The sequence below is a fragment of the Streptomyces malaysiensis subsp. malaysiensis genome, assembly GCF_040653035.1.
Taxonomy (GTDB): domain Bacteria; phylum Actinomycetota; class Actinomycetes; order Streptomycetales; family Streptomycetaceae; genus Streptomyces; species Streptomyces malaysiensis.
On sequence record NZ_JBEZNG010000005.1, the window covers coordinates 133,050 to 158,670 of the forward strand.

Sequence of the window (25,621 nt, forward strand, 5' to 3'; positions counted from 1 at the left end):
CCGTGACCGCCATCCAGCAGGACCACCCGCCCGAGCAGCCCCACCACCCCTCCGATCATGCGCAGGGCCACGGCCCTCCCCATGGCCACTCCCATGGCCATGGCCCCGCCGCACCCGTCTCCACCCGCCTCCGCAAGATCATCGCGGCGGTGCTCATTCCCTTCGCGGTGGCCGTCGTCGCCGGTCTGATCGCGCTCTGGCCGGGCGGCACGCCCGACCACAAGGCGCACGGCCGCAGCGGTCTGGGCTTCGACCAGGAGACCGTCGCCGGACGAGTGGTGAAGGTCGAGGAGGTGAACTGCGCCGATGTCAACGCCCAGCCGCAGGCGCCCACCGAGCCCGGCCAGGACAGCGCCGCACAGAACGGTGCCCCTGGGCAGAGCACGAAGAAGAGCGTCTGCGAGAAGGCCACCATCGAGGTCACCTCGGGGAAGGACAAAGGCCGCACTTTCCCTGAAATCGTCCAGCCCAACGCCTCGCGTCACTTCAGCGCGGGCCAGGAGCTGAAGCTCGCGTACGCGCCCAAGGCGCCCAAGGAGCTCCAGTACTCCGTGTCCGACGTCGACCGTTCGATGCCGATGGCGCTGCTGGCGGGGCTGTTCGCGCTGGCCGTCGTGGCGGTGGGGCGGCTGCGCGGGGTGTTCGCGCTGGTGGCCCTGGCGATCAGCTTCGGGGTGCTGACGCTGTTCATCCTCCCGGCGATACTCCAGGGTTCCAATCCGCTGGTGGTCGCGGTCGTCGGGGGCAGCGCGATCATGCTCCTCGCGCTCTATATGTGCCATGGACTGACGGCCAGAACATCGGTCGCCGTACTCGGCACCCTGGTGTCACTGCTGCTGATCGGGGTGCTCGGCTCGCTGTTCATCGGCTGGGCGAGCCTGACCGGCAATACGGACGACCAGACCGGGCTGGTGCACGGCCTCTATCCGAACATCGAGATAAAGGGGCTGCTGCTCGCGGGCGTGATCATCGGCTCGCTGGGCGTGCTGGACGATGTGACGGTCACCCAGACCTCGGCGGTGTGGGAGCTGCGGGACGCGGACCCGACCGTGTCCCGGCGCAAGCTCTACGGCGCGGCGATGCGGATCGGGCGGGATCACATCGCCTCCGTCGTGAACACCCTGGTGCTGGCGTACGCGGGCGCGTCGCTTCCGCTGCTGCTGCTGTTCTCCATCGCGGACAGCGGGGTGGGCGCGGTCGCCACCAGCGAGATCGTCGCGGAGGAGATCGTACGGACGCTGGTGGGCAGCATCGGGCTCGTCGCGTCGGTGCCGGTGACCACGGCGCTGGCCGTGCTCGTGGTCTCCGCGGACCGCGCCCCGGTGGCGGACGGCGGCGTGCGGCCGGGGGCCGACGCGGGCGGCGCGGGCGGCGCGCAGGGCGTTCAGGGAGCCCGGAGCGGACGGGGCGGACGCGGGCGGCGGCGCCGGGCGAAGACGCGCTGAGAGGACGGTCGCGACCTGCCGAGGCAGCGGACAAGACCTGCCGAGGCGACGGACGAGACCGCTGGGCCTGTGGGCGCAGGCGCGCCGAGCCGCCGGGCGAAGACCGCCCAGACAACGGGCGAGGACCGCCGAGCCGGCGGGTGAAGACCGCCCAGACAACGGGCGTGGCAGGCTGGCCGACGGGCTGGCACGCTGAGCCGATGGGCATGGCACGCCGCACCCGCGGCGGCTCGGTCAAGGCGCGGCACCGGCCCCCGGCCCGCCGCGCGCACCCGGCTCTCAGCCCGCGTATCGGTCCTCGGCCAGGATGCGGTGGAGTTCGGCGTCGAGATCGCCGACCGGATCGCAGGCCGCCGGCTCCTGGCCGAAAGGCACCACCCGGTCCGTCCGGTCGAGGAAGGCCACCAGAGGAGCGGCCCCGGCCCGGAACAGGGCACGTTCACAGCCCACTTGGAGTCTGATGAAGACGTCCGAAAGCCCCTCGGGGGAGGCGGGGGCGATGCGCACATCCCCCTCGCCGGTGGGTTTGCTCAACCCGTCCAACAGCAGCTCCCGTGCGAAGGCCCAGCTCACTGGCGCATCGCCGGGCAAATGGAAGGTGATCTCGACGGCGTAGGGGTCGCCGCTGTCGTAGGACAGCTCGACCGGGATCCGGAAGGAGAGATCCTGCGAGACCAGGAAGGTCATCGTCACTTCCGCCTGAACCGTGTCACGCATCTCACGCATCGTTCGCCGCCCCGGGTTGTTTGCGCTTCGCCGACTCTGGAGCGTAGCGACTCGATTGCGGTGCGGAGTCGGTTTGCCTCGTGTGAGGGAACGAAAATGGCCAGTGTTGCCGTGAGGAAACCCGCGGGGCCGGACGGCGCGGACGAGGCGGGTCCGGTGGGCGGGAGATCGGGGCCGGCGCACCGGCCGTATCGAAGATCGCTGTCGTCAACAGGCACCCCCGGGGTGTTGTTGCGAGGCAGACGCCGAGAGGAAGAACGCCGAGGACTCGCACTTTAACGGCAGGGGTGGCGCGGGGCGGTGCTCCCGCCCCGGCGGTATCCCTCGCGCGGCGTATCCACGCGCCGCGGGGGGCGTCAGGGCCTGCGGGGACGCGTCAGGCCCTGGGCGACACGCAGGCGCCGCGGGCCACGGCGGGCGCCGCGGGGCGGCGGGTCAGGAGGTGAACTTCCTCACCACATAGATCAGCCCGGCGATCAGCACCACCAGCAGCAGCGCCTTGAAGACGAGGCTCACCACGAACCCGATCACGCTCATGATCAGACCGCCGAACACGGCGAGGACGAGGACCGGTATCGCGATCCAGGTCACCCACCATGGCAGACCCTGGAATATCCCCTTCGTGGTCACGTAACTCCCTGCTTTCTCTCCGAGCCGTTGGGTCCGGACGCCGACGGCCGGTTTTCCCTGCCATCGATGCTAGGGCGGGACGGAAGCGCGCGGGCGCCCCGCGCCCCCCGTCCTCCCCTGACCGGACCCCTACGGGACCGGCCCACCGCACATCGGCTCCACGGTGGACGGGCCCGGCCGCGGAATCGGCTCTCCCGCGGTATCAGCTCCCCGGCTGCATCAGCCCCGGGGCGGCACCGGCATCAGCCCTCCGGGGGCGAGAACACCACCAGCACCCTCAGGTCCTCGGTGATGTGGTGGAACTTGTGCGCCGCGCCCGCCGGGACGTACACCACACTGCCCCGCGCCACCTGCGTCGTCTCCATTCCCACCGTGACCGACGCCCGGCCGCTCATCACGACGTACACCTCGTCCTGGCCGTGCGGCGACTGTGGGTCGGGCTGGCCCGCGTCCAGCGCGTACAGCCCCACGGACATGTTCCGCTCCCGCAGAAACTGTAGATACGCGCCGTTGTTCGCGGCCCGCTCCGCCTCCAGCTCATCCAGCCGGAACGCCTTCATTCGTCTCTCCACCCCTGCTCAAGGTGCCCCTGCCCATCGCGGGGCCCGTCTGCGACGATCTCAGCCATGAAGAATTTTCTCGTCAAGACGATCGCGAACGCCGGCGCCCTCGGCGTCGCCATCTGGCTGCTCAAGGACATCACGCTCACCGGTGAGAACACCGGCCGCCAGGCGCTCACCCTCATTCTCGTCGCCCTGGTCTTCGGCGTGGTGAACGTGGTGGTCAAACCGATCGTCAAGCTCCTGGCATTTCCGTTGTTCATCCTGACCCTCGGCCTGATCACGCTGGTGATCAACGCCCTGATGCTGCTGTTGACCTCCTGGCTGGCCGGAAAGCTGGATCTCAGCTTCCACGTCGACGGCTTCGGCACCGCGGTGCTCGGCGGCCTGATCGTCTCCATAGTCGCGTGGGCCCTGCATGTCGTGCTGCCCGATGACGATGACTGATCGCCGCCGGGGATGATGGGAAGCATGAGAGACCCGTCGCCCTACCGTGTCTGCTTTGTCTGCACCGGCAACATTTGCCGCTCGCCGATGGCCGAATCCGTCTTCCGCGCCCATGCCGTGGAGGCCGGTCTGGACGGCCGCGTCGAGGTGGACAGCGCGGGCACCGGGCCCTGGCACGAGGGCGACGGGGCCGATCGCCGCGCCATCGACGCGCTCACCGCCCATGGCTATGAGCAGGATCACATCGCGCGCCAGTTCCGTGCCGAGTGGTTCGATCGCCTCGATCTGGTGATCGCCCTGGACAGCGGCCATCTGCATGAGCTGCGCGCGCTCGCGCCGACCCCGCACGACGCCGCCAAGGTGCGGCTGCTGCGGAGCTACGACCCGGACGCGGACCAGGACGCGCTGGGCGGCCTCGATGTGCCGGACCCCTACTTCGGGGGTCCGGACGACTTCGAGGAGTGCCTGGAGATGATCGAGGCGGCGGGCGGCGGGCTGCTGGAGGCGGTCTCCGAGGCCGTAGACGCCATAGCGGCCATGGACGCCACGGAGCGGGCCGCCGACGAGTCCGCGGGGCGGATCCCCGCCGATGAGTCCGAGCGGCGGATCGCGGCGAAGGCCGCCGGGAGCGGCGCCGAGCGCGCCGGGAGTATGGAGAGCGCGTCGGCCGCCGATGGCCCCGGCGCGGGAAAGGAGCCCGCATGACCGGTGACGGCACCCGCACCGTACGGGCCGGACTGCCCGAGGCCGAGGCGTACGCGCCGACCCTGCCGGGCCCGGTCTTTGCCGCCCACTACCACCTGCCCGGCGACGCCGTCGGCCCCTACACCTACGGCCGGGACGGCAACCCCACCTGGTCCCTGCTGGAGCGGGCGATCAGCGAGCTGGAGTCACCGGGCACCGACGCCGAGACGGTCGTCTTCTCCTCCGGGATGGGCGCGATATCGGCCGTGCTGCTGTCCCAGCTGCGCCAGGGCGACGCGGCCGTCCTGCCGTCCGACGGCTATCAGCTGCTCCCGGCGCTGGTCGAGCGGCTGGCGGGCTACGGGGTCACGGTACGCACCGCCCCGACCGGCGAGGACGCCCAGCTGACCGCCCTGGACGACCGGACGAAGCTGCTGTGGCTGGAAACTCCGTCCAATCCCGGACTGGATGTCTGCGATATCCGCCGGCTCGCCGAGGCGGCGCACGCCCGGGGCGCACTGGTGGCCGTCGACAACACCCTCGCCACCCCGCTCGGCCAGCGCCCGCTGGAGCTCGGCGCGGACTTCGCCGTGGCGAGCGGCACGAAGGCGCTCACCGGCCATGGTGATGTGCTGCTCGGCTATGTGACCTGCCGCGATCCGCGGCTCGCCGCGGAGGTGCGGGCCTGGCGCAAGACGGTCGGCGCGATCCCGGGCCCCATGGAGGCATGGCTCGCCCACCGCTCGCTGGCCACCCTCCAGCTGCGCGTCGACCGCCAGGCGGCGACCGCGCTGGCCCTCGCCGAGGCGCTGCGCGACCGCCCCGAGATCACCGGGCTGCGCCACCCCGGGCTGCCGACCGACCCCGCCCACCAGGTCGCGGCCGGGCAGATGCGCGGCGGGCGCTTCGGCTGTGTGGTCTCCTTCACCCTGCCGGACAAGGAGCGTGCGGACCGCTTCCTGGCCGCGCTGCGGCTGGTGGACGACGCCACCAGCTTCGGCGGGGTGCGCTCCACGGCGGAGCGGCGCGGACGGTGGGGCGGCGACGCGGTGGCCGAGGGCTTCATCCGGTTCTCGGTGGGCGCGGAGGACCCGGACGATCTGATCGCCGATGTGCTGCGGGCGCTCGACGCGGCGTCCGCCGCCGCGTCCGACACGGCGCCCGCCGCGGCGGGTGGCTGACCCGCCACGGGTGGCTGAAAGCGGGCGGGTACGTCTGAACGGGCGTCTCAAGCCTCCCCCCTCGTGGCTTGAGACGCCCCGGATCCTCTCGTGGAGAACCGCTCGAACAAGGCTAGTTGACTCAGCGTCAGTGTCCAATCACAGTAGCGACATGGACCTATCGGCATATTTATAGTTGGCATGCGTTCGGGGCTCGACGAGGCGAGGGGAACCGCATGGATCTGGCCCTCTTACGCACCTTTGTCGCGGTTCACCGCGCCGGGTCCTTCACCCGCGCCGCCGGGCTGCTCGGGCTCTCCCAGCCCGCCGTCACCGGCCAGATACGCACCCTGGAGCGGCAGCTCGGCCGCCCCCTCTTCCTCCGTACGGCGCGCGGCGTCGTCCCCACCACCGTCGGGGACGAACTCGCCCACAAGACCGCGCCACATCTCGACGCCCTGGTGGAGATCGCCGAGACGGGTCTGGACAGCCGCTCGGCCCTGCGCACCCTGCATCTCGCGGGCCCGCCCGAGTTCACCGCGCTGCGCGCCCTGCCCGCGCTGACCGCCCTCGTCGCCCAGGGGCTGGCGGTGCGCTGCGCCTTCGGCAGTGCCGAGGAGCTCTTCGAGGGGCTGAGCGCCGGCCACTACGACCTGGCCATCGCCACCGCCCGGCCACGGGGCCGACTGCTGGCCGCCACCCCGCTGTGCGACGAGGAGCATGTGCTGGTCGCGGCCCCGCGCTGGGCCGCCAGGCTCGGCGGTCCAGCGGTGCTCCAGATCAAGGGGGTGAGCGCGCTGGAGGCGCTGCCCGTCGTCGAGGTGCACGAGAGCCTGCCGCTGGTCACCCGCTATTGGTCGACCGTCTTCGACGCCCGGCCCGTCACCGCCGGCACGATCATCGCGCCCGATCTGCGCGCGGTGCTCGCCTGCGTCGCGGAGGGCGCCGGGCTCGGCGTCCTGCCGCGCTATCTGTGCATGGACGCCCTGGACACCGGGCAGGTCGTGGCGCTGCTCAACCCGCCCGTACCGCCGCTGCGCACCTATTTCCTGGTGGTGCGGACGGGGGCACTCGCGCTTCCGCATATCGCGCGGGCGCACGAGTGGCTTCTGCGTGCGGCTGTCGATTGGTGAGTAAGTGGTTTCGCGGGGCGAACGGTGCGGCAGATGTCCTGCATGACCGAACGACCCGTGGTCAAACGCACAGCCCGCGCCATTCTCCTCGAGGGCGACACCGCCGCCCCCCGGATGATTCTGATCAAGCGCACCAAGCCCGGCGAGGCGCCGTACTGGATCACTCCGGGCGGTGGGATGGAGCCCGAGGACGCGACCGTCGTCGAGGCCCTGCACCGCGAGGTGGACGAGGAACTGGGCGCGAAGGTGACCGATGTGGTGCCCGCCTTCGTCGACACCGTCCCGCACACCGCCGAGGGCCCGGCGGGGGCGGACGGCACCGAGAGCGCTGAGTGCGCCGAGGGTGCGGTCGGTGTGAAGGTGCAGCACTTCTTCGTCTGCCGACTCGCCTCGATGGACCTCTCCCGGCGGCACGGCCCGGAGGTGGACGAGCCGTGCGGGGAGTACGACGTGGTGAGAGTCCCGTTCACCCGCGAGGGGATCGCCTCGGTCGGGGTGGTGCCGCCCTCGCTACGGGCCTACCTCGACGCCAACATCGAGGGCGTGCTGGCCCTGCTCGCGGACGACCTCGGCTAGGCGCCGCTGCCCGGCAGATCTTCCCGCGACAGGCCCCGGCGGGGCAGGGTCCGGGGGCGGGCGGGACCGGGGAAGCGGGCCCCGCGCGGGCAGGGCTCGGCGGTGACAGGATCTGGTGGTGACAGGATCCGGCGGTGACAGGATCCAGTGGTGACTGGATCCGGCGGGGACTGGCCTAGCGGAACCAGCCGCTGAACGGCTGCTGGGTCTTCCGGGCCGCCCGCTGACGCGCCTCGGCCAGCACCCGCTCGGCCTCCTCGCGCCAGGACTCGGGTCCCACCTCGGGGCGGACCGGCGGACGGATGGCCGGGCTGAGATCGGCACGCGACACGGTCGGCTCCGGCCCCCGCCGAGTCGCCTCGACGGATCCGGCCTGTGCGGCCGGAGGGGTCTGGGGGCCGGGGGCGCGCGGGGCGGCCGGGATGGCTACGGCCTCGGGGCCCGGGGCGGCCGGGGCAGGCGGACCGGCCAAGGCCGCGGGGCCTGGAACGGCTGGGGCGGTTGAGACGGCTACGGCCTCAGGTCCTGGAGCGGCTGGGATCGCCGCGGTCCCAGGGTCCGAGACGGCCGGTGCGGTCGGGATGGCCGCGGCCTCAGGGCCCGGGACCGCCGGGACGGGCTGGGCGGCGGGGGCCTCAGTGCCGGGGGCGACTGAGGAAGCCGCGGTAGTTGGGGCCTCGGGGTCCGCGGCCGCCGGGGTCGCCAGGCTCTGAGGGCCCGGGACGACCAGGGCGGTGGGGGCTGCCGACGTGGCCAGGGCCTGCGGACCTGGACCGACCAGGACAGCCGGTTCGGCCCGCAAGGCGGCGGGCGGCACCGAAAGAGTCTGCGGACCCTGGACGACCAGGCCCGGAGCGCCTGCGACAGCTGGAGCTGCCGGTACCGCCGGGCCCTGAGGACCCGACACGGCCGGGACGGCTGGCACAGCCGACGACTCAGAGCGCGAGACGGCCGGAGCCGCCGGAGAAGTCTGAGCCCCCGGGACAGCTCGCGCGGCCGGGATCGCCGGGTCCTGGGAACCCGACACGGCCGGGACGACTGGGATCGACGCCTCAGAGCTCGAGAAGGCCGAGGCCGCAGGAGAAGCCTGAACCCCAAGGACAGCCGGCGCGGCCGGGACCGCCGGGCCCTGGGAACCCGACACGGCCGGGACAGCTGGCACAGCCGACGCCTCAGAGCCCGGGAAGGCCGAGGCGACCGGAGAGGTCTCATGAGGGCCAGGGGCAACCGGCGCGGCAGGGGCTGCCGGACCCTGAGAACCCGAGAAGGCCGAGGCCGCTGAATGGGTCTGTGCGTCAGAGAGCGCCGGGGCGGCTGGGACTCCCGGGGCTGCCGAAGGCGTCTGAGGGCCAGGGACGCCCGGGGTCTTCAGGCCGGAGTCCGCCGGGCCCTGAAGGCCCGGGACGGCCTGCGTGGCCTGCCCATCCGGGGCAGCCTGGCCACCCGGCAAGTCCACCGGCCGGGAGGCCAGTGGGGCCCGCGGGGCAGGCATGGCCGGTGGAACAGGCGAAGCAGGCGGCTGCGAGGAAACAGGCGGAGCAGGGCGCGAAGGCGGAGCAGGGCGCGAAGGCGGAGCAGGAGGCGAAGGCGGAGCGGGCGGCCCGGGCGGGGTCCGGCGGCCCTCTCGGGCCTCCGCGGCCGCGCCGAAGAAGTCGCCGCCCTTCCGCTTGACGTCGTCCGTCCCCCAGTCCCGCTCCCGGTCGTGTTCGAGGGCCTGGTCACCGGTGAGTCCGCGGCGCCGGGCGTCGCCTCCCGCGGTGCGCCGCTGCGGCGGGACCTTCTGGAGGTGCGGGATGTGCTTGGCGCAGTGGATGTACGCCTCTTCGATGGTCACCTCGACCCACACCACCGCGCGCCGCCCCGGCACCGGGTCCACCGGCAGCCCGGGGTGTGTCTCGCGCATCTCGGCGTCCTCCACCACCCGGGCCCGGCCGTTCACATGCAGCCCGATCCGGTCCCGGAAGAAGTCGACCATGAGAATGCCGAGGTGAGGGTTCTCCTGGATATTGCCGAGGCTGGCCAGGACGCCGTTCCCCCGGTATTCGGGGTAGGCCAGCGTGCGCGCGTCGAGCACCCGCAGAAAGCCGGGCGGCCCGGCGCGGAAGGTGCTGTCGCACTCCCCGTGCCGGTCGGAGGTGGCCAGGAAGAACATTTCCTGGCGGTCGATGAACTCCCGCATCCGGACGTTGAGGTGGTCCAGCACCTGATCGTCGTAGAAGCGGTCGGCGCGGTCGACCGTGCCCAGTCGCCGCTGTAGCTGGTGTTCTCCGTCGCTCCCCGGACGCCACGCGCGGTCGTCCAGGTGCTCCGCACTGTCCACGGTTCTCGTCCCCGTCCCTGCTTCGCCGTCTGCGTCTGCCGTCTGATGCGCCGTCCGGATCGCCGGAATGCCTGCCTGATACCGGTGTTTGGCCGTGTGCCGTCCGCGTCCTACTCCGCGGCCGCGGCGAGCTCCTCGATGGAGTCGTGCCGGATGCGGTGGGACGGAATGCCGACGCCCACCAGGGCGTCGACACCGCTGCGGATCATCCCGGGCGGCCCGGAGAGATACGCGTCGAACGCGTTCCACGGGCCGTACTGCCGCACGGCGTCGGGCAGCCGGCCGCTGAGGCCGTTGGTAGGGCCGTCGGAGACGACGGGGCGGACGGCGAGCCACGGGTGCCTCTGCGCCAGCCGCAGCATCGTGTCGATGTCGTACAGATCGTGATCGTTGCGGGCGCCGTAGAAGACCTCGACCGGACGGTGGCGGCCGTGGTCGGCGACGTCCTCGACCAGCGCCTTGATCGGCGCGATACCGGTGCCGCCGCCGAGGCAGAGCAGCCCGTTGTCGCTGGCGTGGTCGACCGTCATGGAACCGGCGGGGGGCCCGAGTCGGATCACATCGCCGGGGCGGGCCCGGTGCACCAGCGCGGAGGACACCCATCCGGCCGGGACGGCCTTCACATGGAAGGAGAGCAACCCGTCGGTGCGCGGCGCCGAGGCGAACGAATAGTGCCGCCACACCCGGGGCCACCAGGGGGTTTCCAGTGAGGTGTACTGGCCCGCGAGAAAGGGGTACGGCTGGTCCGGGCGGACGGTGATCACGGCGATGTCATGGGTGCGCGACTCGTGCTCGACCACCTCGGCCTGCCACCACGCGGGAGCGATCAGCTCGTCCTCGGCGGACGCGTCGATCATGATCTGGGAGATCGCGGTGTAGGCACGCACCCAGGCGGCCTCGGCCTCGTCGTTCCAGGTGGTGACCGCATAGCGGGTGAGCGCGCCGATCAAGCACTCGCCGACGGCGGGGTAGTGCTCGGGCTGGGTGCCGTACTTACGGTGGCCACGGCCGAGCCGGGAGAGGAAGTCGGTGAGGATGTCGGGGTCGTCGATCAGCCGGGCGGCGGTGAGGATCGCCTTGAACAGCCGGTCGCGCTGGGCGTCCATGGCGGCGGGGAAGAGCGGCCGCAGCTCGGGGTGCTGGACGAAGAGCAGCGCGTAGAAGTACGAGGTGACCTTGTCGCTGATGGGCTCGACCTCGGCCATGGTGCGGCGCAGCAGGATCGCGTCGGGCGAGGCGGTCTCGGGGGCGACGAACGGCGAGTCGGGGCCGGGCCGGACATCCTGCGGGGCCGGGGCCGCCTCATCGGGGCGCTGATGCTCCTCGCGCCCGGTGGCGGCGCGGCCGGTGGGCGCGGGACCGGTGTTCGCAGGGCCGGTGTTCGCGGGGCCACCCGTGCGGCGGTTGTCGCCGCGGCGGTCGCCTGCCCCCGGGCCGGGTGCGGGGGCCGCGGGCGTACGGCGGTCGGCTTCGGTGCCGACCGGCCGTATCGGGTTCACCGGGCGGCTGGGCGCGCGCTCATCGCTCTGCTGGTCCGGGGCCCTCTGGTCCTCGGGCGGTCTCCTGCTCGGGGTGAACCAGCCCCAGTCGCCACTGTTTCCGCCGGAGCCGTCACTGCCGGCCGACGATGTGGTGGTCGGAGCGTCCATGGTTGCCTCGCCTCGAACATCTTTCTGTCGGTCTTCGCACTTCCGCTGCCGGAATGTGCCCGCAATTCCCCGTCCTGGTGCACTGGTTCAAGTGAGAATGGTCGTGCCGACCCTCTCCGTAACTCTCTTCCGGGCAGCATGCCACGCTCCCTCCCCGCCCCGGGCGCATAGGCCCGAAGTCTGGGGAACGGGGGCTGCGTTCCCGTTATGCTGATTGGCCTGGGATGCCCGTTCTGACCCCGTTACAGTCTGCCGCACGGAACCGGACCCGACCCTACCGGCCCGGGATGAATTCACAAGCCCCAAGTGCACCGCATCTGTTACACCCACCAACTCGGGTAATTACCGATAGTTACGTGTGGTTACCCATCAATTCGTAAGCGCCTCGGAGATCACGGCCGGTATAGGCGTGCGATGCGATTTCGCTCACATGGTGATCGGCGTTCACGGCGACCGAGACCGGGACCACCGTGAACAGTTCGGCGTCCGAGAGGGAATCCCCGTAGGCAACGCAGTGATCCCTGGTCAGCCCGAACTTCGCACAGAGTTCATCGGCGATCCGGACCTTCGCGGCCGGGGTCAGGATCCCCGCCGGATCCACCGGCTCCCGGAACGGCACGGAGGGCCAGGCCGACCCGTAGGTGGCGTCCACGCCCCACTCCAGCAGCCGCGACACGAAGAAGCCCGGCGAGAGCGAAATCACCGCACAGCGCTCGCCCCGCGACCGGATGTCCGCCCACACCTCACGGATCCCCTCCAGCCACGGCGCCCCCTCGAACGCCGCCGCCACATGGTCCTCCGTCAGCTCCTCCCACAGGGCACAGGCCCGCTCCGCGAACTGGGCCGTCGTCAGCTCCCCGCCCGCGAAAGCCCGCTCCAGCGCGGCGATCTCCCGCTCCAGACCGAGCTGCCGGGAGATCTCGATCGCGGCGGCGGAGCCGTGTATGAGCGTCCCGTCCAGGTCGAACAGATGCAGTCTGGTCATTCAACCGAGCGTAGATGCAGCCACCCGGGCCCCGCCGACCCGGCCCGGCACCAGGACCCGCGCCAAAGCCAGAACCAGAGCCGGAGCCGGAATCAGAGCCGGAACCGGAACCGGCGCCCACTCCGCACCCGCGCCGTCGCCCCGCGCCATCGCCCGCCGCCGGGAGTACCCGCGGATACTCCCGGCGTCAGACGCCGCGGGGGCCGCGCCGCCGCCACGGTGGGGGCATGCAGCAGCTCACCCGCCCCGTGCGCCGGGGCCTCCTCGTCGTACATGTCGTCGTCTCCGTCGGATGGCTCGGGCTGACCCTCGGGCTGCTGGCCCTGGGGATCACCGGCGCCGTCGCCGACTCGGCCGAAGAGGCCGGGGCCGCGTACCGGTCCATGAACGTCCTGGGCGACTGGCTGCTGATTCCGATCAGCCTGCTGTCGCTGGCCAGCGGAATCGTGCTGTCGCTGGGGACGCCCTGGGGGCTGGCGCGCCATCGGTGGGTGTATGTGAAGTTCTGGCTGACACTGATCACCACCGCCGCCACGGCGTTCGCCCTGCGTGCCCGCATCGACGCCGCGATGGCCGATGTGGTGGCCGGGCGGTCGGTCGGGGCGACCACGGACCTGATCCTGGCGCCGTCGGTCAGCCTGGGCATCTATACCTTTCTCACGGCGATCTCGGTGATCAAGCCCTGGGGGCTCACCGCCCGGGGGCGGCGGCTGCGGGCGACAAAGCGCCGATAATTGCATACGCGGTCTTTTTCATCTCTGGACTATCCTGGAATCCGCTCACCCACCAAGGAGGGGTTCCATGCCGGAAGAGCCGCACGGCGCCGTCGCCCCGCCCGCGGGGCAGGCCCTCGCCCAGGGCTGGTGCGCCCTGTCCTCGCTGCACGGCCGGATAGAGACGCATATCGAGCGTGCGCTGCAAGCCGGGCACGATCTGAGCGTCCGCGAATTCTCCGTGCTCAATGTGCTCAGCGGGCAGCACGACGGCGACGGCGGACATCTTCAGATGAAGCAGCTCGCCGACTCCGTCGTGCTCAGCCAGAGCGCCACGACCCGGCTGGTCACCCGGCTGGAGGACCGCGGTCTGCTCTCCCGCTACATCTGCCCCAGCGACCGCCGCGGCATCTACACCAACGTCAGCGCCGATGGGCTCAAGCTCCTGGAGGAGGCGCGGCCGACACATGACGCCGCGCTGCGCGAGGCCCTCGCCGACGCCGCCCGGCGGCCGGAGCTGGCGCCGCTCGTCGCCGCCGTCGAGGGGCTGACCGGCACCGCCTGCTGACCGCCGTCGGCCAAAATGGGCGCCCGCCCCGTCCTGTCGCCGCCGTCCGGGGCTCACGGGGCCCCGCGTAGGCTCACCGCATGAGCGACATCGAGATACGGCGCGCGACCGCCGATGACATCCCGGCGATCGTGGCCATGCTCGCCGACGACCCGCTCGGCGCCCGCCGCGAGTCCCCGGACGACCCGGCCCCGTACCGCGCCGCCTTCGAACGGCTGGACCGGGACCCCCAGCAGCGGCTGGTCGTCGCGGTCCGGGACGGCCGCACCGTCGGCACCCTCCAGCTGACCGTGATCCCCGGGCTGTCGCGGCGCGGCGCCACGCGCTCGATCGTCGAGGGCGTCCGGATCCACTCCGAGGAGCGCGGCGGCGGGCTCGGCACCCAGCTGATCGAATGGGCCGTCGAGGAGTCGCGCCGCGAGGGGTGTGCGCTGGTGCAGCTCACCTCGGACGCGACCCGTATCGACGCGCATCGCTTCTATGAGCGGCTGGGCTTCGAGGCCAGCCACGTCGGCTTCAAGCTGCCGCTGATCTGACCTGGCCTGGCCTGACCCAGCCTGACCTGGCCTGACCTGGCCTGACCTGGCCTGACCTGGCCAAGATCGTCCCGTCTGGCCTGCCTGCCCCGGCCCGGGCCGACCTGCCCTCACCAGCTCAGCGGCGGGCCTCATAGCGTCGCGAGGTCGATGGCGTCGGCCATCCGCCGGTAGCCCGCGTCGTTCGGGTGCTTGAAGTCGCCCGAGTCGTACGCCGGGTCCAGCCGCAGCGGATCGGACGGCGCGGCCATGACCTTCGCGAAGTCGACGACCGCGTCGAAGGCGCCCGAGGTGCGGATCCACTCGTTGATCGCGGCACGCTTCGCCTCGGAGCGCGCGGTGTGGTACTCGGCGCCCTTGAACGGGAGGATCGTGCCGCCGATGACCTTGATACCGCGGGCGTGAGCCAGGGCGATCAGCTCCCGGTAACCGGCGATCACCTCCTCGGCCGACACCTGCGGATTGGGCTTGTAGGTGGGCAGATCGACCTCGCTGAAGCCGATGTCGTTGAGCCCTTCGAGCAGGATCACCGACCGTACGCCCGGCTTGTCCAGCACATCGCGCCGGAAGCGGGCGCCCGCCCGGTCCCCGTACCAGGCCGAGTCGTGCAGCAGCAGATTGCCGCCGATCCCGGAGTTGAGGACGGGGCGCGGGGTGCCCGCGGCCGCGAGCCGCTCGGCCAGCAGATCCGGCCAGCGGTGGTCGGCGTCGTAGGTCGAGCCGAAGCCGTCGGTGATCGAGTCGCCGAAGGCCACCACCGTGCCCGGTCGGCGCGGGCCGCCGGTGACCTCGACATCGGAGAGGTAGTACCAGGAGTGGGTGGTCTCGGCGAAGGCCGTCCCGGTGCGGTCGGCGCGGTGATCGCCGTCCGCGCGGTAGCTGCGGGCGTACGCCTGGGCGTGGAAGGTGGCGGCGCCGGTCGGACGGTCGAAGTACAGCGTGACCGTGACCGGCTGACGGGGCGCCACGCGCAGCGGGGCCCCGTCGCTCACCGTCTCCCCGCCCGCCGGGATCTCCACCGACCGCCGGTGCCCGAAGGTCAGCGCGCGCAGACTCGCGCCGTGGACGGCGGCGCCGTGCGCGGTACGGGCGATGGTCGCGCCCGCGATCCGCAGCGGCGCGGTGCCATAGCGGTTCGACAGCCTGATCCGGGCGGCCGTGCCGCCGCCGGTGACCCGGACGACCTGACGCAGGGTCTGGGCGGTGCGCTCGGCGAAGCCGCTCTCGGCCCAGTTCTGCTCGAAGCCCGAGCTGGGGCGCTGGACGGGGGCGGCCCATCCGGCCACCCAGACGGTCCCCGGCCGGTCGCGGCCGGCCGCCGGGCCCCCGGGCCGGGCGGTGGCCGTCCCGGAGGCGGCGATGACGGTGGTGAGAGCGAGCAGGGAGGCGCTGAGGCGAAGCGTGGACAAGCGCACGGCAGGGCTCCTGGGGAGGGCGGGACAAGGGCGGACCAGGCACTCCCGTGCGGAGGTACATGAGCGCGCAAGCGCGGCGTACCTGCGTACCGGCGTACCGGCGTACCGAGCAACGTGACCACCGGCGTACCGGCGTGTTCCCATGTACCGCGGTACGGGGCCTTCGGGAGTACCGGAGACCAACCTGCCGCTCACCGCACCGCCGACCCAGCCCCCGGCCGTGCGTACCACTCGTGGGGTCAGGCTACGGCCGCCGGACCCCACGGCCGTCGGACGATCACGACGCCCTGCCCCGCGCCCTCAGAGCGGCCGCCAGCCCCCCGGGTCGACCCCGCCCGGCACCGCGTCACCCGGGGCGTAGGGCTCCCGGGTGAATACGAAGGTGCCCAGGTCCAGATGGGCGGGGGCGCCGCCCTCCCCCTCGACCACCCGCAGCGTCTCCCCCGCGTAATAGCCGTCTAGCCCCGTCCAGGTGCCGTCCTGCTCGGCCCTGAAGCGGGAGGCCCGGCCTCCCCCGACGGCCGGGGACAGCTCCAGTCCACGGTCCGCGCGCAACCGCAGATGGTGGGCGCGCGGACCCCAGTACCAAGGGCCGGTCAGCGCGAGCAGCGTCGGGTCGGCCTCGGTCAGCGGCCGCCAGGGCTCGGGGATACGGGGCTCGCGCTCGGCCACGATCCGTATGAGATCGGCGGCGATGGCGCCGATCGCGGGCCCTGAGGTGGTGTTGGTCAGCGCGATCCCGGCCAGCCGGTCCTCGGCGCTCACCCACAGCGAGGCCAGGAAGCCGGGCATGGAGCCGGTGTGGCCGTAGAGGAACCGCCCGCCGTGGCGGACGAGCTGTGTCCCCAGGCCGTAACCACCGTCCCAGTCCCCCTCCTCGGGGGCGACGGCGGGCTGCCGCATCTCGGCGAGCGTCTCCGCGCCGAGCACCCGCTCGTCCCCGTCCAGCAGGAAGGCGGCGAAGCGGGCCAGGTCCCCCACGGTCGACCAGAGCTGCCCGGCAGGGCCCATCCGCCCGGTGTCCTCGGCCGGTTCGGGCAGCAGCACATCGGCCCAGGGGTGCACGGCCCATCCCCCGGCGTGCGGGGCCCGCGGCTCCAGCGACGTACGCCCCATCCCCAGCGGCTCCAGCACCTCATGGGCGAGCACCTCGCCCCAGGGCGCTCCGCGCAGCCGCTCGACCAGCGCCCCGAGCAGCGCGAAACCGGGGTTGGAGTAGTGGTGGCGGCGGCCCGCGGGGTGGATCAGCGGGCGCTCGCCGAAGATATCGGCCGTCTCGGGCCGCAGCGCCCCGGACGTGCGCTCCCACCACGGGCCGCGGGCCTCCGCGGCGAGACCCGAGGTGTGGGAGAGGAGCTGGGCCACGGTCGCGCCCGCGGCCTCCGGCACGTCCAGATGCTTGGCCAGCGGATCGCCGAGGTCCAGCAGCCCCTCGTCGCGCAGCCGCAGCACCAGCACCGCCACGAAGGTCTTGGTCAGGGAGCCGATGCGGTACTGGGTGTCGGCGTCCGGGTCGGCTCCCTCCACACTGCTGCGCGAACCCGTCCACACCAGCCGCCCCTCCCGCACCACGGCCCCCATCAGGGACGGGGCACGGCCCTGAACCTGGCCGAGGGCGAGGCGCCGCAGCAGGGCACGGCGCGTGGCGGGGAGCGGCTCGGCGAACTCATCCACGTCGGGTGTGGTCATGTCGGCACTGTACGGCCGAGGTCCGACATCGGTCAGTGGGTCGTCCACAGCAGGGGAGGCGCCCGGGAGCGCACGGCGGTCTGGCCTTGACGTCGGGGTCAAGGTCTACCGTCGGCACATGCGGATCGGAGAGCTGGCCGAACGGGCGGGTACCACCACCCGCACCCTGCGCTATTACGAGTCGCTCGGGCTGCTGCCCGCGCGCCGCACCGGCAACGGTTACCGGTCGTACGACGAGGACGACCTGCGGCTGCTCCAGCAGATCCGCACGCTGCGGAACTTCGGCTTCGAGCTGGAGGAGACGCGTCCGTTCGTCGAATGCCTGCGCTCCGGCCATCCGGCCGGTGACTCCTGCCCCGCCTCGCTTGAGGTCTACCGGCGCAAGCTGGCCGAGCTGGACGAGTGCATCGGCCGGCTGAGCGCCATCCGGGAGCGGGTCGGAACACAGCTCGACCAGGCGGAGCGGGCCCGCGCGCGGCTGGAGGCCGCGGCGACGGCTCCCGAAGGGGCCCCGGAGCCGCGCTGCGAGCTGACGCCGCCCGGACCGTGAGCCCTTTTCCGTCACCACAGACGACTCCGAAACGACGACTTCGAAGCAACGACTCCGAGACGTCGGCTTCGAAGCAACGACCTCGAAGCATGAACTCCGCAACAAGGACTCCGAAGGGGAGATGAGATGTCGCTGACACACACCGGGGGAGTGGCCACGGTCACGGACGCCACCTTCGCCGAGGAGGTGCTGGCGGCCGAGCTGCCGGTGCTGGTGAAGTTCACCGCCTCGTGGTGCCCGCCGTGCCGGATGATCGCGCCGGTGCTGGCGGAGATCGCGCAGGAGGAGGGCCACCGGCTGAAGGTGGTGTCCCTGGACGTGGACGAGAACCCCTCCACCACCACCGCGTACGGGGTGCTGTCGATGCCGACGCTGATGCTGTTCCGGGCGGGCGAGCCGGTGCGGTCGCTGGTCGGGGCCCGTAGCAAGCGGCGGCTGCTGGAGGAGCTCGCCGACGCGATCTGACGCGTGCCACGACCGCGGCCGAACCGCCCCTGCTACGTTGTCCGGACAAGACCATCAGCGGGGGCGGCCATCTGTGGGGCGGCTATCAGTGGGGGCGGAAAAGGTGAGGTCAGCGGTGCGCGTCCAGGTGCAGGGGAAACCCGTCGACTCCTATCCGGCGCTGCCGCCCGAGGCCGAGCGCGGTTCACCGCGACGGATCACCGAGGTCGGTGAGGAGGTGCTCCGCCGCCCCTGCCGGGAGGTCACCGAGTTCGGCACACCGGAGCTGAACGCCCTCATCGACGACATGTTCCTCACCATGTACATCGCCGAAGGCGCCGGGCTGGCCGCCAATCAGGTCGACGTCGATCTGCGGCTGTTCGTCTACGACTGCCCGGACGACCACGGCGTACGGCATATCGGCCACATCATCAACCCCGTCCTGGACCAGCCCGCCCCGGCCGACCGGCTGCTCATCGAGGAGGCCGAGGGCTGTCTGTCCGTACCGGGCGCGCGGATGGACGTGCCGCGCACCGACCGCACCGTGGTCCGCGGCGTCGACAAGGACGGCAACCCGCTGGTGATCGAGGGCACCGGCTACTTCGCCCGGTGTCTCCAGCACGAGGCCGACCATCTCTCGGGGCATCTCTACATCGACCGGCTCTCCAAGCGCGACCGTAAGGACGCGCTGCGGCAGATGGCGGACCTCCATGAGGAGGTCCTCGCCCGACGCGCGGAGAAGGCGGCGGACCTGGGGCACCAGCTACAGCCCTGACCCGCCTCCCCCAGCGGCTATCGCAGGCGTCGCGCCCGCAGGACGGTGTCGCGGGTGTGGTGGGTGCCGGCGGGGGCGGCAGCGGTGCGCGGGCGGGTTTCGTTGACCAGTACGGTCCAGCTGTCGTCCAGGAGCCCGGCGATGTCGTCGGGCTGGTAGTAGTCGCCGGGGTTGAAGTCCCGCTCCTGGTCCGGGGTGAGATCGGCGAGGGCATGGGTGGCGAAGAGCAGGGTGCCACCGGGTGCGACGGCGTCCAGCAGACCGCGCAGCACGCTGTGGTCCGGCTGCCGTTTGAGCGGGAAGTACTGGGCGGACACCAGGTCGAACGCCGCGGCCGGGGGCGGTGTACTGGCGAGATCGGCGCGTGTCCACGCCACCCGGCCCTCGATGTCCGTGGCCGCCGCGGCGGCGCGTTCCACGGCGATCCGGGAGATGTCCACCGCGGTGACCTGCCAGCCGCGCCGGGCCAGCCAGAGTGCGTCGGCGCCCTCACCGCAACCCACGTCGAGCGCCTGCCCCGGCGGCAGGTCGGTGACCTCGGTGACGAGCACCCCATTGGGCGAGCCGCTGAAGAGCTGCTCACGGCTGCGATACATGTCGTCCCAGAACTGCGTGTCCATGCGCACCACCCTGCCCCCGCCCATGACGAGCCGACAAAGTTCTTTGCGCAAACGGCAAAAGGGGTGCGCGGCGAACGGCGGCACACATGTTGCGACCCCGCGCGTCCGCGTCAGGTCTGGGCCATGTCCACGAAGCGGGAGTAGTGGCCCTGGAAGGCGACCGTGATCGTGGCCGTCGGACCGTTACGGTGCTTGGCCACGATCAGATCCGCCTCACCCGCGCGCGGCGACTCCTTCTCATAGGCGTCCTCGCGGTGGAGCAGGATGACCATGTCCGCGTCCTGCTCGATGGAGCCACTCTCTCGGAGGTCCGAGACCATCGGCTTCTTGTCCGTGCGCTGCTCGGGGCCACGGTTGAGCTGGGAGAGCGCGATGACCGGCACTTCCAGCTCCTTGGCCAGCAGCTTCAGGTTTCGCGACATGTCCGAGACCTCCTGCTGACGGCTCTCGGGGCGCCGGGCGCCGCCGGACTGCATCAGCTGGAGGTAGTCGATGACGACCAGCTGTAGATCGTTGCGCTGCTTGAGCCGACGGCACTTGGCGCGGATCTCCATCATCGACAGGTTCGGGGAGTCGTCGATGTAGAGCGGGGCCTGGGAGACGTCCGGCATCCGCCGGGCCAGCCGGGTCCAGTCCTCGTCGGTCATGCTGCCCGAGCGCATATGGTGCAGCGCCACCCGCGCCTCGGCGGAGAGCAGACGCATCGCGATCTCGTTGCGGCCCATCTCCAGGGAGAAGATCACGCTCGGCATGTTGTGCTTGATCGAGCAGGCGCGTGCGAAGTCGAGGGCCAGGGTGGACTTACCCATCGCGGGGCGGGCGGCGATGACGACCATCTGGCCCGGGTGCAGCCCGTTCGTCAGGGAGTCCAGGTCGGTGAAGCCGGTGGGCACCCCGGACATCTGCCCGCTGCGCGAGCCGATCGCCTCGATCTCGTCGAGCGCGCCCTCCATGATGTCGCCGAGCGGCAGATAGTCCTCGCTGGTGCGCTGCTCGGTGACGGCGTAGATCTCCGCCTGGGCGCTGTTGACGATCTCGTCGACGTCTCCGTCCGCCGCGTATCCCATCTGGGTGATGCGGGTGCCCGCCTCGACCAGGCGGCGCAGCACGGCGCGCTCATGGACGATCTCCGCGTAGTACTCGGCGTTGGCGGCGGTGGGGACCGACTGGACGAGGGTGTGGAGATAGGAGGCGCCGCCCACCCGGGCGATCTCACCGCGCTTGGTCAGCTCGGCGGCGACGGTGATCGGGTCGGCCGGCTCGCCCTTGGCGTAGAGATCCAGGATGGCCTGGTAGACGGTCTCATGGGCGGGCCGGTAGAAGTCATTGCCCTTGAGGACCTCCACCACATCGGCGATGGCGTCCTTGGAGAGCAGCATGCCGCCGAGGACGGACTGCTCGGCGTCGAGGTCCTGCGGCGGAACGCGCTCGAAGCCGGAGCCCTCCCAGGGGGAGCCGCCCCCTCCGTCGCGGTCGTCGCGGCCCCGGCCGCCGCCTCCGTCACCGCGGCGGAAGCGGGGGGACGGGAACCGGTCGGACGGGCCGGAGTCCACCCATGGGTCGTCCATGGGCTCGGGAACGCTCACCCCGCCACCTCCTCCCGTCCGCGTAGCGAACCTCGCCGTGCCCGTCCTTCTTACGGCACGGCTATGACACAACTGAGCGGCCGGCTTTCCGGACACGGCGCATCGGAGTCTGGGGGTTCCCAGGGCCGGATCGAGTGGCGGGCGCCGGACCACGTTAGGCCCGTCGGGACCGCCAGCCAACTTGGTTATCCACAGGGCATGTGGATGATGGGATCCTTCCTGTGGGTAAGTCGCGTGAACCTGTGCACGGGTCGGGGGACAGTGCTGTGGACAAACACACAATCACCCCGAGAGTCCAAGCCTGACCTGCGGTTTCTCTATCCAGGGGCTGTGTAGAAGAAAAACTTCCGCCCCCAGCGCAAGATCACGACAAAGGGCGCAGAGAAGATCGTCCCGCGCGCCGCCTTGTAAGGACCAGCAGCAGCTTGTGTCTCTTACCTGTGGACGATTACATTGCCCTCATGACACAGGCCCCCACGAGCGCGCGGAGCGCCCTGCGCCACCACGACCGCGAGATCATCGCACTCGCGCTTCCCGCCTTCGGCGCACTCGTGGCGGAACCCCTCTTCGTCATGGTCGACAGCGCCGTGGTCGGCCATCTGGGCACCGCCCAACTGGCCGGGCTGGGCGTCGCCGCGGCCCTGCTCGCCACCGCCGTCAACATCTTTGTCTTCCTCGCCTACGCCACCACCGCGGCGGTGGCCCGTCGCGTCGGCGCGGGTGACCTCGCCGGGGCGATCCGGCAGGGCATGGACGGCATCTGGCTGGCCCTGCTGCTCGGTGCCGCCGTCATCGCCGTCGCCCTTCCCACCGCCCCCGCCCTCGTCGATCTCTTCGGCGCCTCGCACACCGCCGCGCCCCACGCCATCACCTATCTACGGATCAGCACCCTCGGCATCCCCGCGATGCTGGTGGTGCTCGCCGCCACCGGTGTGCTGCGCGGCCTCCAGGACACCCGCACTCCGCTCTATGTCGCCATCGGCGGCTTCGGGGCCAATGCCGCGCTGAACGCCACCCTGGTCTATGGAGCCGGGCTGGGCATCGCGGGTTCGGCCTGGGGCACGGTGATCGCCCAGAACGCCATGGCCGCCGTCTACCTCGTCGTGGTCATCCGGGGCGCCCGGCGCCATGGCACCTCCCTGCGGCCCGATGCCGCGGGGATCAGGGCCTGCGCCCACGCCGGGGCACCGCTGCTGATCCGTACGCTCTCGCTGCGCGCCGTGATGCTGATCGCGACGGCCGTGGCGGCCCGCCTCGGCGACACCGATATCGCCGCCCATCAGATCGTGCTCACCCTATGGAGCCTGCTGGCGTTCGCCCTGGACGCCATCGCCATCGCGGGCCAGGCGATCATCGGACGCTATCTGGGCGCGGGCGACGAGGAGGGAGCTCGGGTCGCCTGCCGCCGCATGGTGCACTGGGGCATCGCCTCGGGCGTGGCGCTGGGCCTGCTGGTGGTCGTCTCCCGGCCGCTGTTCATCCCCCTGTTCACCACCGATACCGCGGTACGGGACGCCCTGCTGCCCGCCCTGTTGGTCACGGCCCTCATCCAGCCGGTCTCGGGTGTGGTCTTCGTCCTCGACGGAGTGCTGATGGGCGCGGGCGACGGGCCGTATCTGGCTCGGGCGATGATCGTCACCCTCGTCGTCTTCGCCCCGGTGGCGCTGCTGGTGCCATCGCTCGGCGGGGGACTGACCGCGCTGTGGTGCACCATGGCGCTGATGATGTCGGTCCGAATGGCGACCCTGTGGCTGCGCACCCGCTCCGGCCGCTGGATCGTCACCGGCGCGGTACGAAGCTGAGCCGGGCCGACCCGCGGAGCCAGCCGACGGTGCCGGGTAGGCCCATGCGACCCGGCCCACGGTGCCGGGGTGCCGGGTCGGCCCACGCCCCACGACGGCCCCGGACAGAGCGCTCTCGACGGAGCGGTCCCGCGCACAGCGCGGTCCAGTCAGAACGGCCCAAGACACAGCGACCCCCGGCACGACGGAGGGCCGCACCCCACAGGGTGCGGCCCTCCGGTGCACGGTGGCCAGGGCGACCGTCGCGGTCGTCGTCAGGCGGCGATGACCTCGACGCCGACCTTGGCGGCAACCTCGGCGTGCAGACGGACCGAGACCTGGTGCGCGCCCAGGGTCTTGATCGGGGACTGCACCTCGATGCGGCGCTTGTCCACGTCCGGGCCACCCGCGTCCTTGATCGCCGAAGCGATGTCGGCCGGGGTGACGGAGCCGAACAGCCGGCCGGCGTCGCCGGCACGGGTCTTCAGCCGGACCTTGACGCCCTCGAGCCGAGCCTTGACCTCATTGGCCTGCTCGATCGTGGCGATCTCGCGGATGCGACGACCGCGGCGGATCTGCTCGACGTCCTTCTCGCCACCCTTGGTCCAGCGGATCGCCAGACCACGGGGAACGAGGTAGTTACGGGCGTAACCGTCCTTGACGTCCACGACGTCACCGGCAGTGCCGAGGCCGGAGACCTCGTGGGTGAGGATGATCTTCATGACTCGGTCACCCTTCCCTTATCGCGCGGTGGAGGTGTAGGGCAGCAGCGCCATCTCACGGCTGTTCTTCACGGCCGTGGCGACGTCACGCTGGTGCTGGGTGCAGTTGCCGGTGACCCGGCGGGCACGGATCTTGCCGCGGTCGGAGATGAACTTCCGCAGCAGGTTCGTGTCCTTGTAGTCGACGTAGGAGATCTTCTCCTTGCAGAACACGCAAACCTTCTTCTTAGGCTTGCGAGCAGGCGGCTTCGCCATTGTCTCTCTCCAGTGTGATCAAGAAGTGTGTGCTGGCCGCCCTGACCAGACCGCGCGCTGTTTCACGTGAAACAACGCCTCGTTTCACGTGAAACAACGCCTCCGGCCTAGAAGGGCGGCTCGTCCGAGTAGCCGCCGCCGGAGTTGCCGGAGCCGCCGCCCCAGCCACCACCACCGCCGCCACCCTGGCCGCCAGCCGGTGCGCTGGTTGCCCACGGGTCATCGGCCGGTGCGCCGCCGCCCTGCTGACCGCCGCCGGAGCCACCGCCCCAGCCGCCGCCCTGCCCGCCACCGCCGCCATAGCCGCCCTGACCACCGCGACCGGTGGTCTTGGTGACCTTGGCTGTGGCGTTGCGCAGACTGGCGCCGACCTCGTCGACATCCAGCTCATAGACCGTGCGCTTGATCCCCTCACGGTCCTCGTAGGACCGCTGCTTCAGCCGGCCCTGCACGATGACGCGCATACCGCGCTGGAGCGACTCGGCCACGTTCTCCGCGGCCTGCCGCCACACCGAGCACGTGAGGAAGAGGCTCTCGCCGTCCTTCCACTCGTTGGTCTGCCGGTCGAAGGTACGGGGAGTGGACGCGACGCGGAACTTCGCGACCGCCGCACCGGACGGGGTGAAACGCAGCTCGGGGTCGTCGACGAGATTGCCGACGACCGTGATGACGGTCTCGCCTGCCATTGGGGGAACCTCTCGGCGGGTACTGCTGGGCTGCTTGCTACTCGTTGCGATACGGCCCCGATGACCGCTGAACGCTTACGCGTCAGTGGGTCTCGGGACGGAGGACCTTGGTCCGGAGGACCGACTCATTCAGGTTCAGCTGGCGGTCGAGCTCCTTGACGACCGCAGGCTCGGCCTGAAGGTCGATGACCGAGTAGATGCCCTCGGGCTTCTTCTTGATCTCGTACGAGAGACGACGACGGCCCCAGGTGTCGACCTTCTCGACCTTGCCATCGCCCTCACGGACGACGGAAAGGAAGTTCTCGATCAGCGGGGAGACAGCGCGCTCCTCGAGATCGGGGTCGAGGATGACCATCACCTCGTAGTGACGCATGTGGAACCCACCTCCTTTGGACTCAGCGGCCACGGTCGATCCGTGGCAGGAGGGTCGTGATGCGTATCCGCTTCGGCGTCCGTACAGACACCACCGCGGACGGTACACAGTACCCGGCTACGGCCGCCCGCTTGAAATCCGGGCGTCTTAGCCCGCAATCTGTACACATCGGGTGTGAGCGGCATTACAGTTCGCCGCCTTGCTCTATGTGCCTACCTGGAGGTGCCTCATGGCACAGGCAGCACGACCCCATCATGGCTTGCTCTCCTTCCTGGACACCGATGGCAAGCCGCATCCCGTTCAGAACGCCTTCGCCGTGACCACGCTGGTGATCGGGGCGATCGCCTTCATCACGGCGCATTTCACCCAGCTCCACCTGGTCAGCTCCTGGACCGGGCTCGTCGGGATGCTCACCGGCGCCTGGGGCCAGCTGATCTCCGCGACCACCGGCGAGCGGTTCGTGCTGATCATCGGGCTCGGTGCCTCGGCGGTCGGCTTCTACCTCGGTATGGCACACGGAGGGCTCTTCGGCGGCGTGCTGGGCTGAGCCCGCCAGGGCCCGGTTGCCCCCAGGCCCGAACGGGGCGCGTCCC

At 71.3% G+C, this 25,621-nt stretch carries 27 protein-coding genes and 2 pseudogenes; 14 read left to right on the forward strand and 15 right to left on the reverse strand.

The window, feature by feature from the left end; all coding sequences use genetic code 11:
- Positions 1-2 precede the first annotated feature (2 nt).
- Positions 3-1,445 carry a YibE/F family protein gene (locus AB0E24_RS12485; protein ID WP_283885774.1) on the forward strand — a complete coding sequence of 481 codons (1,443 nt, stop codon included), beginning with the start codon at positions 3-5 and terminating at the stop codon, positions 1,443-1,445.
- A 279-nt stretch (positions 1,446-1,724) separates the two neighbouring features.
- Here the strand turns inward: AB0E24_RS12485 and AB0E24_RS12490 are convergent, their stop codons facing one another.
- The 3 genes from AB0E24_RS12490 to AB0E24_RS12500 all read right to left on the reverse strand — a co-directional run bounded on the left by AB0E24_RS12490 (position 1,725) and on the right by AB0E24_RS12500 (position 3,361).
- Positions 1,725-2,162, reverse strand: coding sequence for an SsgA family sporulation/cell division regulator (locus AB0E24_RS12490; RefSeq protein ID WP_044572700.1), 438 nt, complete (start codon positions 2,160-2,162; stop codon positions 1,725-1,727).
- 444 nt (positions 2,163-2,606) lie between these two features.
- Positions 2,607-2,801 (reverse strand): DUF5326 family protein, encoded by a 195-nt coding sequence (locus tag AB0E24_RS12495; protein ID WP_020870014.1) that lies wholly within the window; start codon positions 2,799-2,801, stop codon positions 2,607-2,609.
- 242 nt (positions 2,802-3,043) lie between these two features.
- On the reverse strand, positions 3,044-3,361 hold the full coding sequence (locus AB0E24_RS12500) for a cupin domain-containing protein (protein WP_069861154.1): 318 nt from the start codon (positions 3,359-3,361) through the stop codon (positions 3,044-3,046).
- A 66-nt stretch (positions 3,362-3,427) separates the two neighbouring features.
- Between AB0E24_RS12500 and AB0E24_RS12505 the strand changes: the two genes are divergently transcribed.
- The 5 genes and pseudogenes from AB0E24_RS12505 to AB0E24_RS12525 all read left to right on the forward strand — a co-directional run bounded on the left by AB0E24_RS12505 (position 3,428) and on the right by AB0E24_RS12525 (position 7,361).
- A complete protein-coding gene (locus AB0E24_RS12505) occupies positions 3,428-3,808 on the forward strand; it encodes a phage holin family protein (RefSeq protein WP_069861156.1) in 381 nt (126 codons plus the stop codon).
- Between the two features lie 24 nt (positions 3,809-3,832).
- A pseudogene (locus AB0E24_RS12510) lies at positions 3,833-4,345 on the forward strand (low molecular weight protein-tyrosine-phosphatase); the annotation flags it as partial.
- Between the two features lie 164 nt (positions 4,346-4,509).
- Complete coding sequence (locus AB0E24_RS12515) at positions 4,510-5,673, forward strand: cystathionine gamma-lyase (protein ID WP_069861157.1); 1,164 nt, start codon at positions 4,510-4,512, stop codon at positions 5,671-5,673.
- Between the two features lie 215 nt (positions 5,674-5,888).
- The gene (locus AB0E24_RS12520; RefSeq protein WP_069861159.1) at positions 5,889-6,785 is read left to right on the forward strand and encodes a LysR family transcriptional regulator; all 897 of its coding nucleotides are present in this window, start codon (positions 5,889-5,891) and stop codon (positions 6,783-6,785) included.
- Between the two features lie 42 nt (positions 6,786-6,827).
- The gene (locus AB0E24_RS12525; protein ID WP_099017007.1) at positions 6,828-7,361 is read left to right on the forward strand and encodes an NUDIX domain-containing protein; all 534 of its coding nucleotides are present in this window, start codon (positions 6,828-6,830) and stop codon (positions 7,359-7,361) included.
- A gap of 175 nt (positions 7,362-7,536) precedes the next feature.
- Here the strand turns inward: AB0E24_RS12525 and AB0E24_RS12530 are convergent, their stop codons facing one another.
- The 4 genes and pseudogenes from AB0E24_RS12530 to AB0E24_RS12545 all read right to left on the reverse strand — a co-directional run bounded on the left by AB0E24_RS12530 (position 7,537) and on the right by AB0E24_RS12545 (position 12,315).
- Positions 7,537-7,692: a hypothetical protein gene (locus AB0E24_RS12530; RefSeq protein WP_162496072.1), complete on the reverse strand. Its 156-nt coding sequence runs from the start codon at positions 7,690-7,692 to the stop codon at positions 7,537-7,539.
- A 1,227-nt stretch (positions 7,693-8,919) separates the two neighbouring features.
- Positions 8,920-9,606: pseudogene (locus tag AB0E24_RS12535) on the reverse strand (pyridoxamine 5'-phosphate oxidase family protein); the annotation flags it as partial.
- A gap of 185 nt (positions 9,607-9,791) precedes the next feature.
- On the reverse strand, positions 9,792-11,330 hold the full coding sequence (locus tag AB0E24_RS12540; RefSeq protein ID WP_069861161.1) for a globin domain-containing protein: 1,539 nt from the start codon (positions 11,328-11,330) through the stop codon (positions 9,792-9,794).
- 352 nt (positions 11,331-11,682) lie between these two features.
- Positions 11,683-12,315, reverse strand: a complete 633-nt coding sequence (locus AB0E24_RS12545; protein WP_069861163.1) for an HAD family hydrolase — start codon at positions 12,313-12,315, stop codon at positions 11,683-11,685.
- Between the two features lie 227 nt (positions 12,316-12,542).
- Here AB0E24_RS12545 and AB0E24_RS12550 point away from each other — a divergent pair, with 227 nt between their 5' ends.
- From AB0E24_RS12550 to AB0E24_RS12560, 3 genes are all read left to right on the forward strand, one after another.
- Positions 12,543-13,049 carry a DUF2269 domain-containing protein gene (locus tag AB0E24_RS12550; RefSeq protein WP_069861165.1) on the forward strand — a complete coding sequence of 169 codons (507 nt, stop codon included), beginning with the start codon at positions 12,543-12,545 and terminating at the stop codon, positions 13,047-13,049.
- 67 nt (positions 13,050-13,116) lie between these two features.
- On the forward strand, positions 13,117-13,596 hold the full coding sequence (locus AB0E24_RS12555; RefSeq protein WP_069861167.1) for a MarR family winged helix-turn-helix transcriptional regulator: 480 nt from the start codon (positions 13,117-13,119) through the stop codon (positions 13,594-13,596).
- 80 nt (positions 13,597-13,676) lie between these two features.
- Positions 13,677-14,132, forward strand: a complete 456-nt coding sequence (locus tag AB0E24_RS12560) for a GNAT family N-acetyltransferase (RefSeq protein ID WP_359376550.1) — start codon at positions 13,677-13,679, stop codon at positions 14,130-14,132.
- Positions 14,133-14,263: 131 nt separating this feature from the next.
- Here AB0E24_RS12560 and AB0E24_RS12565 read toward each other — a convergent pair whose 3' ends face one another.
- Positions 14,264-15,547, reverse strand: coding sequence for an SGNH/GDSL hydrolase family protein (locus AB0E24_RS12565; protein WP_359376552.1), 1,284 nt, complete (start codon positions 15,545-15,547; stop codon positions 14,264-14,266).
- A 300-nt stretch (positions 15,548-15,847) separates the two neighbouring features.
- Positions 15,848-17,236, reverse strand: a complete 1,389-nt coding sequence (locus AB0E24_RS12570; RefSeq protein WP_359376554.1) for a serine hydrolase domain-containing protein — start codon at positions 17,234-17,236, stop codon at positions 15,848-15,850.
- A gap of 118 nt (positions 17,237-17,354) precedes the next feature.
- On the opposite strand from AB0E24_RS12570, the gene AB0E24_RS12575 reads away from it, so the two are divergent.
- The 3 genes from AB0E24_RS12575 to def all read left to right on the forward strand — a co-directional run bounded on the left by AB0E24_RS12575 (position 17,355) and on the right by def (position 19,005).
- Entirely contained in the window at positions 17,355-17,786 is a 432-nt protein-coding gene (locus AB0E24_RS12575; protein WP_359376557.1) for a MerR family transcriptional regulator, read from the forward strand.
- Positions 17,787-17,912: 126 nt separating this feature from the next.
- Positions 17,913-18,251: a thioredoxin gene (trxA, locus tag AB0E24_RS12580; protein WP_069861177.1), complete on the forward strand. Its 339-nt coding sequence runs from the start codon at positions 17,913-17,915 to the stop codon at positions 18,249-18,251.
- 115 nt (positions 18,252-18,366) lie between these two features.
- Complete coding sequence (gene def, locus AB0E24_RS12585; RefSeq protein WP_347212716.1) at positions 18,367-19,005, forward strand: peptide deformylase; 639 nt, start codon at positions 18,367-18,369, stop codon at positions 19,003-19,005.
- A gap of 17 nt (positions 19,006-19,022) precedes the next feature.
- On the opposite strand, the gene AB0E24_RS12590 is transcribed toward def, so the two are convergent.
- Together AB0E24_RS12590 and dnaB are read right to left on the reverse strand one after the other, a co-directional pair.
- Complete coding sequence (locus AB0E24_RS12590; RefSeq protein WP_359376561.1) at positions 19,023-19,625, reverse strand: class I SAM-dependent methyltransferase; 603 nt, start codon at positions 19,623-19,625, stop codon at positions 19,023-19,025.
- Positions 19,626-19,735: 110 nt separating this feature from the next.
- A complete protein-coding gene (gene dnaB, locus AB0E24_RS12595; protein WP_069861183.1) occupies positions 19,736-21,193 on the reverse strand; it encodes a replicative DNA helicase in 1,458 nt (485 codons plus the stop codon).
- Positions 21,194-21,672: 479 nt separating this feature from the next.
- Between dnaB and AB0E24_RS12600 the strand changes: the two genes are divergently transcribed.
- A complete protein-coding gene (locus AB0E24_RS12600; protein WP_099014318.1) occupies positions 21,673-23,013 on the forward strand; it encodes an MATE family efflux transporter in 1,341 nt (446 codons plus the stop codon).
- Positions 23,014-23,267: 254 nt separating this feature from the next.
- Here AB0E24_RS12600 and rplI read toward each other — a convergent pair whose 3' ends face one another.
- From rplI to rpsF, 4 genes are all read right to left on the reverse strand, one after another.
- The gene (gene rplI, locus AB0E24_RS12605; protein ID WP_069861187.1) at positions 23,268-23,714 is read right to left on the reverse strand and encodes a 50S ribosomal protein L9; all 447 of its coding nucleotides are present in this window, start codon (positions 23,712-23,714) and stop codon (positions 23,268-23,270) included.
- A gap of 18 nt (positions 23,715-23,732) precedes the next feature.
- Complete coding sequence (rpsR, locus tag AB0E24_RS12610; protein WP_003978893.1) at positions 23,733-23,969, reverse strand: 30S ribosomal protein S18; 237 nt, start codon at positions 23,967-23,969, stop codon at positions 23,733-23,735.
- A gap of 107 nt (positions 23,970-24,076) precedes the next feature.
- On the reverse strand, positions 24,077-24,655 hold the full coding sequence (locus tag AB0E24_RS12615) for a single-stranded DNA-binding protein (RefSeq protein WP_359376563.1): 579 nt from the start codon (positions 24,653-24,655) through the stop codon (positions 24,077-24,079).
- Between the two features lie 82 nt (positions 24,656-24,737).
- The gene (gene rpsF / locus AB0E24_RS12620) at positions 24,738-25,028 is read right to left on the reverse strand and encodes a 30S ribosomal protein S6 (protein WP_020869989.1); all 291 of its coding nucleotides are present in this window, start codon (positions 25,026-25,028) and stop codon (positions 24,738-24,740) included.
- Positions 25,029-25,257: 229 nt separating this feature from the next.
- Here rpsF and AB0E24_RS12625 point away from each other — a divergent pair, with 229 nt between their 5' ends.
- A complete protein-coding gene (locus AB0E24_RS12625; protein ID WP_079258271.1) occupies positions 25,258-25,575 on the forward strand; it encodes a hypothetical protein in 318 nt (105 codons plus the stop codon).
- The last annotated feature ends 46 nt before the right edge of the window (positions 25,576-25,621 follow it).

Coding starts and splice junctions, on each gene's coding strand:
- AB0E24_RS12520 (WP_069861159.1), top strand. CDS start 5,889: ATGGATCTGGCCCTCTTACGCACCTTTGTCGCGGTTCACCGCGCCGGG.
- AB0E24_RS12525 (WP_099017007.1), top strand. CDS start 6,828: ATGACCGAACGACCCGTGGTCAAACGCACAGCCCGCGCCATTCTCCTC.
- AB0E24_RS12625 (WP_079258271.1), top strand. CDS start 25,258: ATGGCACAGGCAGCACGACCCCATCATGGCTTGCTCTCCTTCCTGGAC.
- AB0E24_RS12555 (WP_069861167.1), top strand. CDS start 13,117: ATGCCGGAAGAGCCGCACGGCGCCGTCGCCCCGCCCGCGGGGCAGGCC.
- AB0E24_RS12540 (WP_069861161.1), bottom strand. CDS start 11,330: ATGGACGCTCCGACCACCACATCGTCGGCCGGCAGTGACGGCTCCGGC.
- AB0E24_RS12570 (WP_359376554.1), bottom strand. CDS start 17,236: ATGACCACACCCGACGTGGATGAGTTCGCCGAGCCGCTCCCCGCCACG.
- AB0E24_RS12590 (WP_359376561.1), bottom strand. CDS start 19,625: ATGGACACGCAGTTCTGGGACGACATGTATCGCAGCCGTGAGCAGCTC.
- AB0E24_RS12515 (WP_069861157.1), top strand. CDS start 4,510: ATGACCGGTGACGGCACCCGCACCGTACGGGCCGGACTGCCCGAGGCC.
- rpsF (WP_020869989.1), bottom strand. CDS start 25,028: ATGCGTCACTACGAGGTGATGGTCATCCTCGACCCCGATCTCGAGGAG.
- AB0E24_RS12600 (WP_099014318.1), top strand. CDS start 21,673: ATGACACAGGCCCCCACGAGCGCGCGGAGCGCCCTGCGCCACCACGAC.
- rpsR (WP_003978893.1), bottom strand. CDS start 23,969: ATGGCGAAGCCGCCTGCTCGCAAGCCTAAGAAGAAGGTTTGCGTGTTC.
- dnaB (WP_069861183.1), bottom strand. CDS start 21,193: ATGGACGACCCATGGGTGGACTCCGGCCCGTCCGACCGGTTCCCGTCC.
- AB0E24_RS12505 (WP_069861156.1), top strand. CDS start 3,428: ATGAAGAATTTTCTCGTCAAGACGATCGCGAACGCCGGCGCCCTCGGC.
- AB0E24_RS12545 (WP_069861163.1), bottom strand. CDS start 12,315: ATGACCAGACTGCATCTGTTCGACCTGGACGGGACGCTCATACACGGC.
- rplI (WP_069861187.1), bottom strand. CDS start 23,714: ATGAAGATCATCCTCACCCACGAGGTCTCCGGCCTCGGCACTGCCGGT.
- AB0E24_RS12550 (WP_069861165.1), top strand. CDS start 12,543: ATGCAGCAGCTCACCCGCCCCGTGCGCCGGGGCCTCCTCGTCGTACAT.
- AB0E24_RS12500 (WP_069861154.1), bottom strand. CDS start 3,361: ATGAAGGCGTTCCGGCTGGATGAGCTGGAGGCGGAGCGGGCCGCGAAC.
- trxA (WP_069861177.1), top strand. CDS start 17,913: ATGTCGCTGACACACACCGGGGGAGTGGCCACGGTCACGGACGCCACC.
- AB0E24_RS12490 (WP_044572700.1), bottom strand. CDS start 2,162: ATGCGTGACACGGTTCAGGCGGAAGTGACGATGACCTTCCTGGTCTCG.
- AB0E24_RS12560 (WP_359376550.1), top strand. CDS start 13,677: ATGAGCGACATCGAGATACGGCGCGCGACCGCCGATGACATCCCGGCG.
- AB0E24_RS12615 (WP_359376563.1), bottom strand. CDS start 24,655: ATGGCAGGCGAGACCGTCATCACGGTCGTCGGCAATCTCGTCGACGAC.
- AB0E24_RS12575 (WP_359376557.1), top strand. CDS start 17,355: ATGCGGATCGGAGAGCTGGCCGAACGGGCGGGTACCACCACCCGCACC.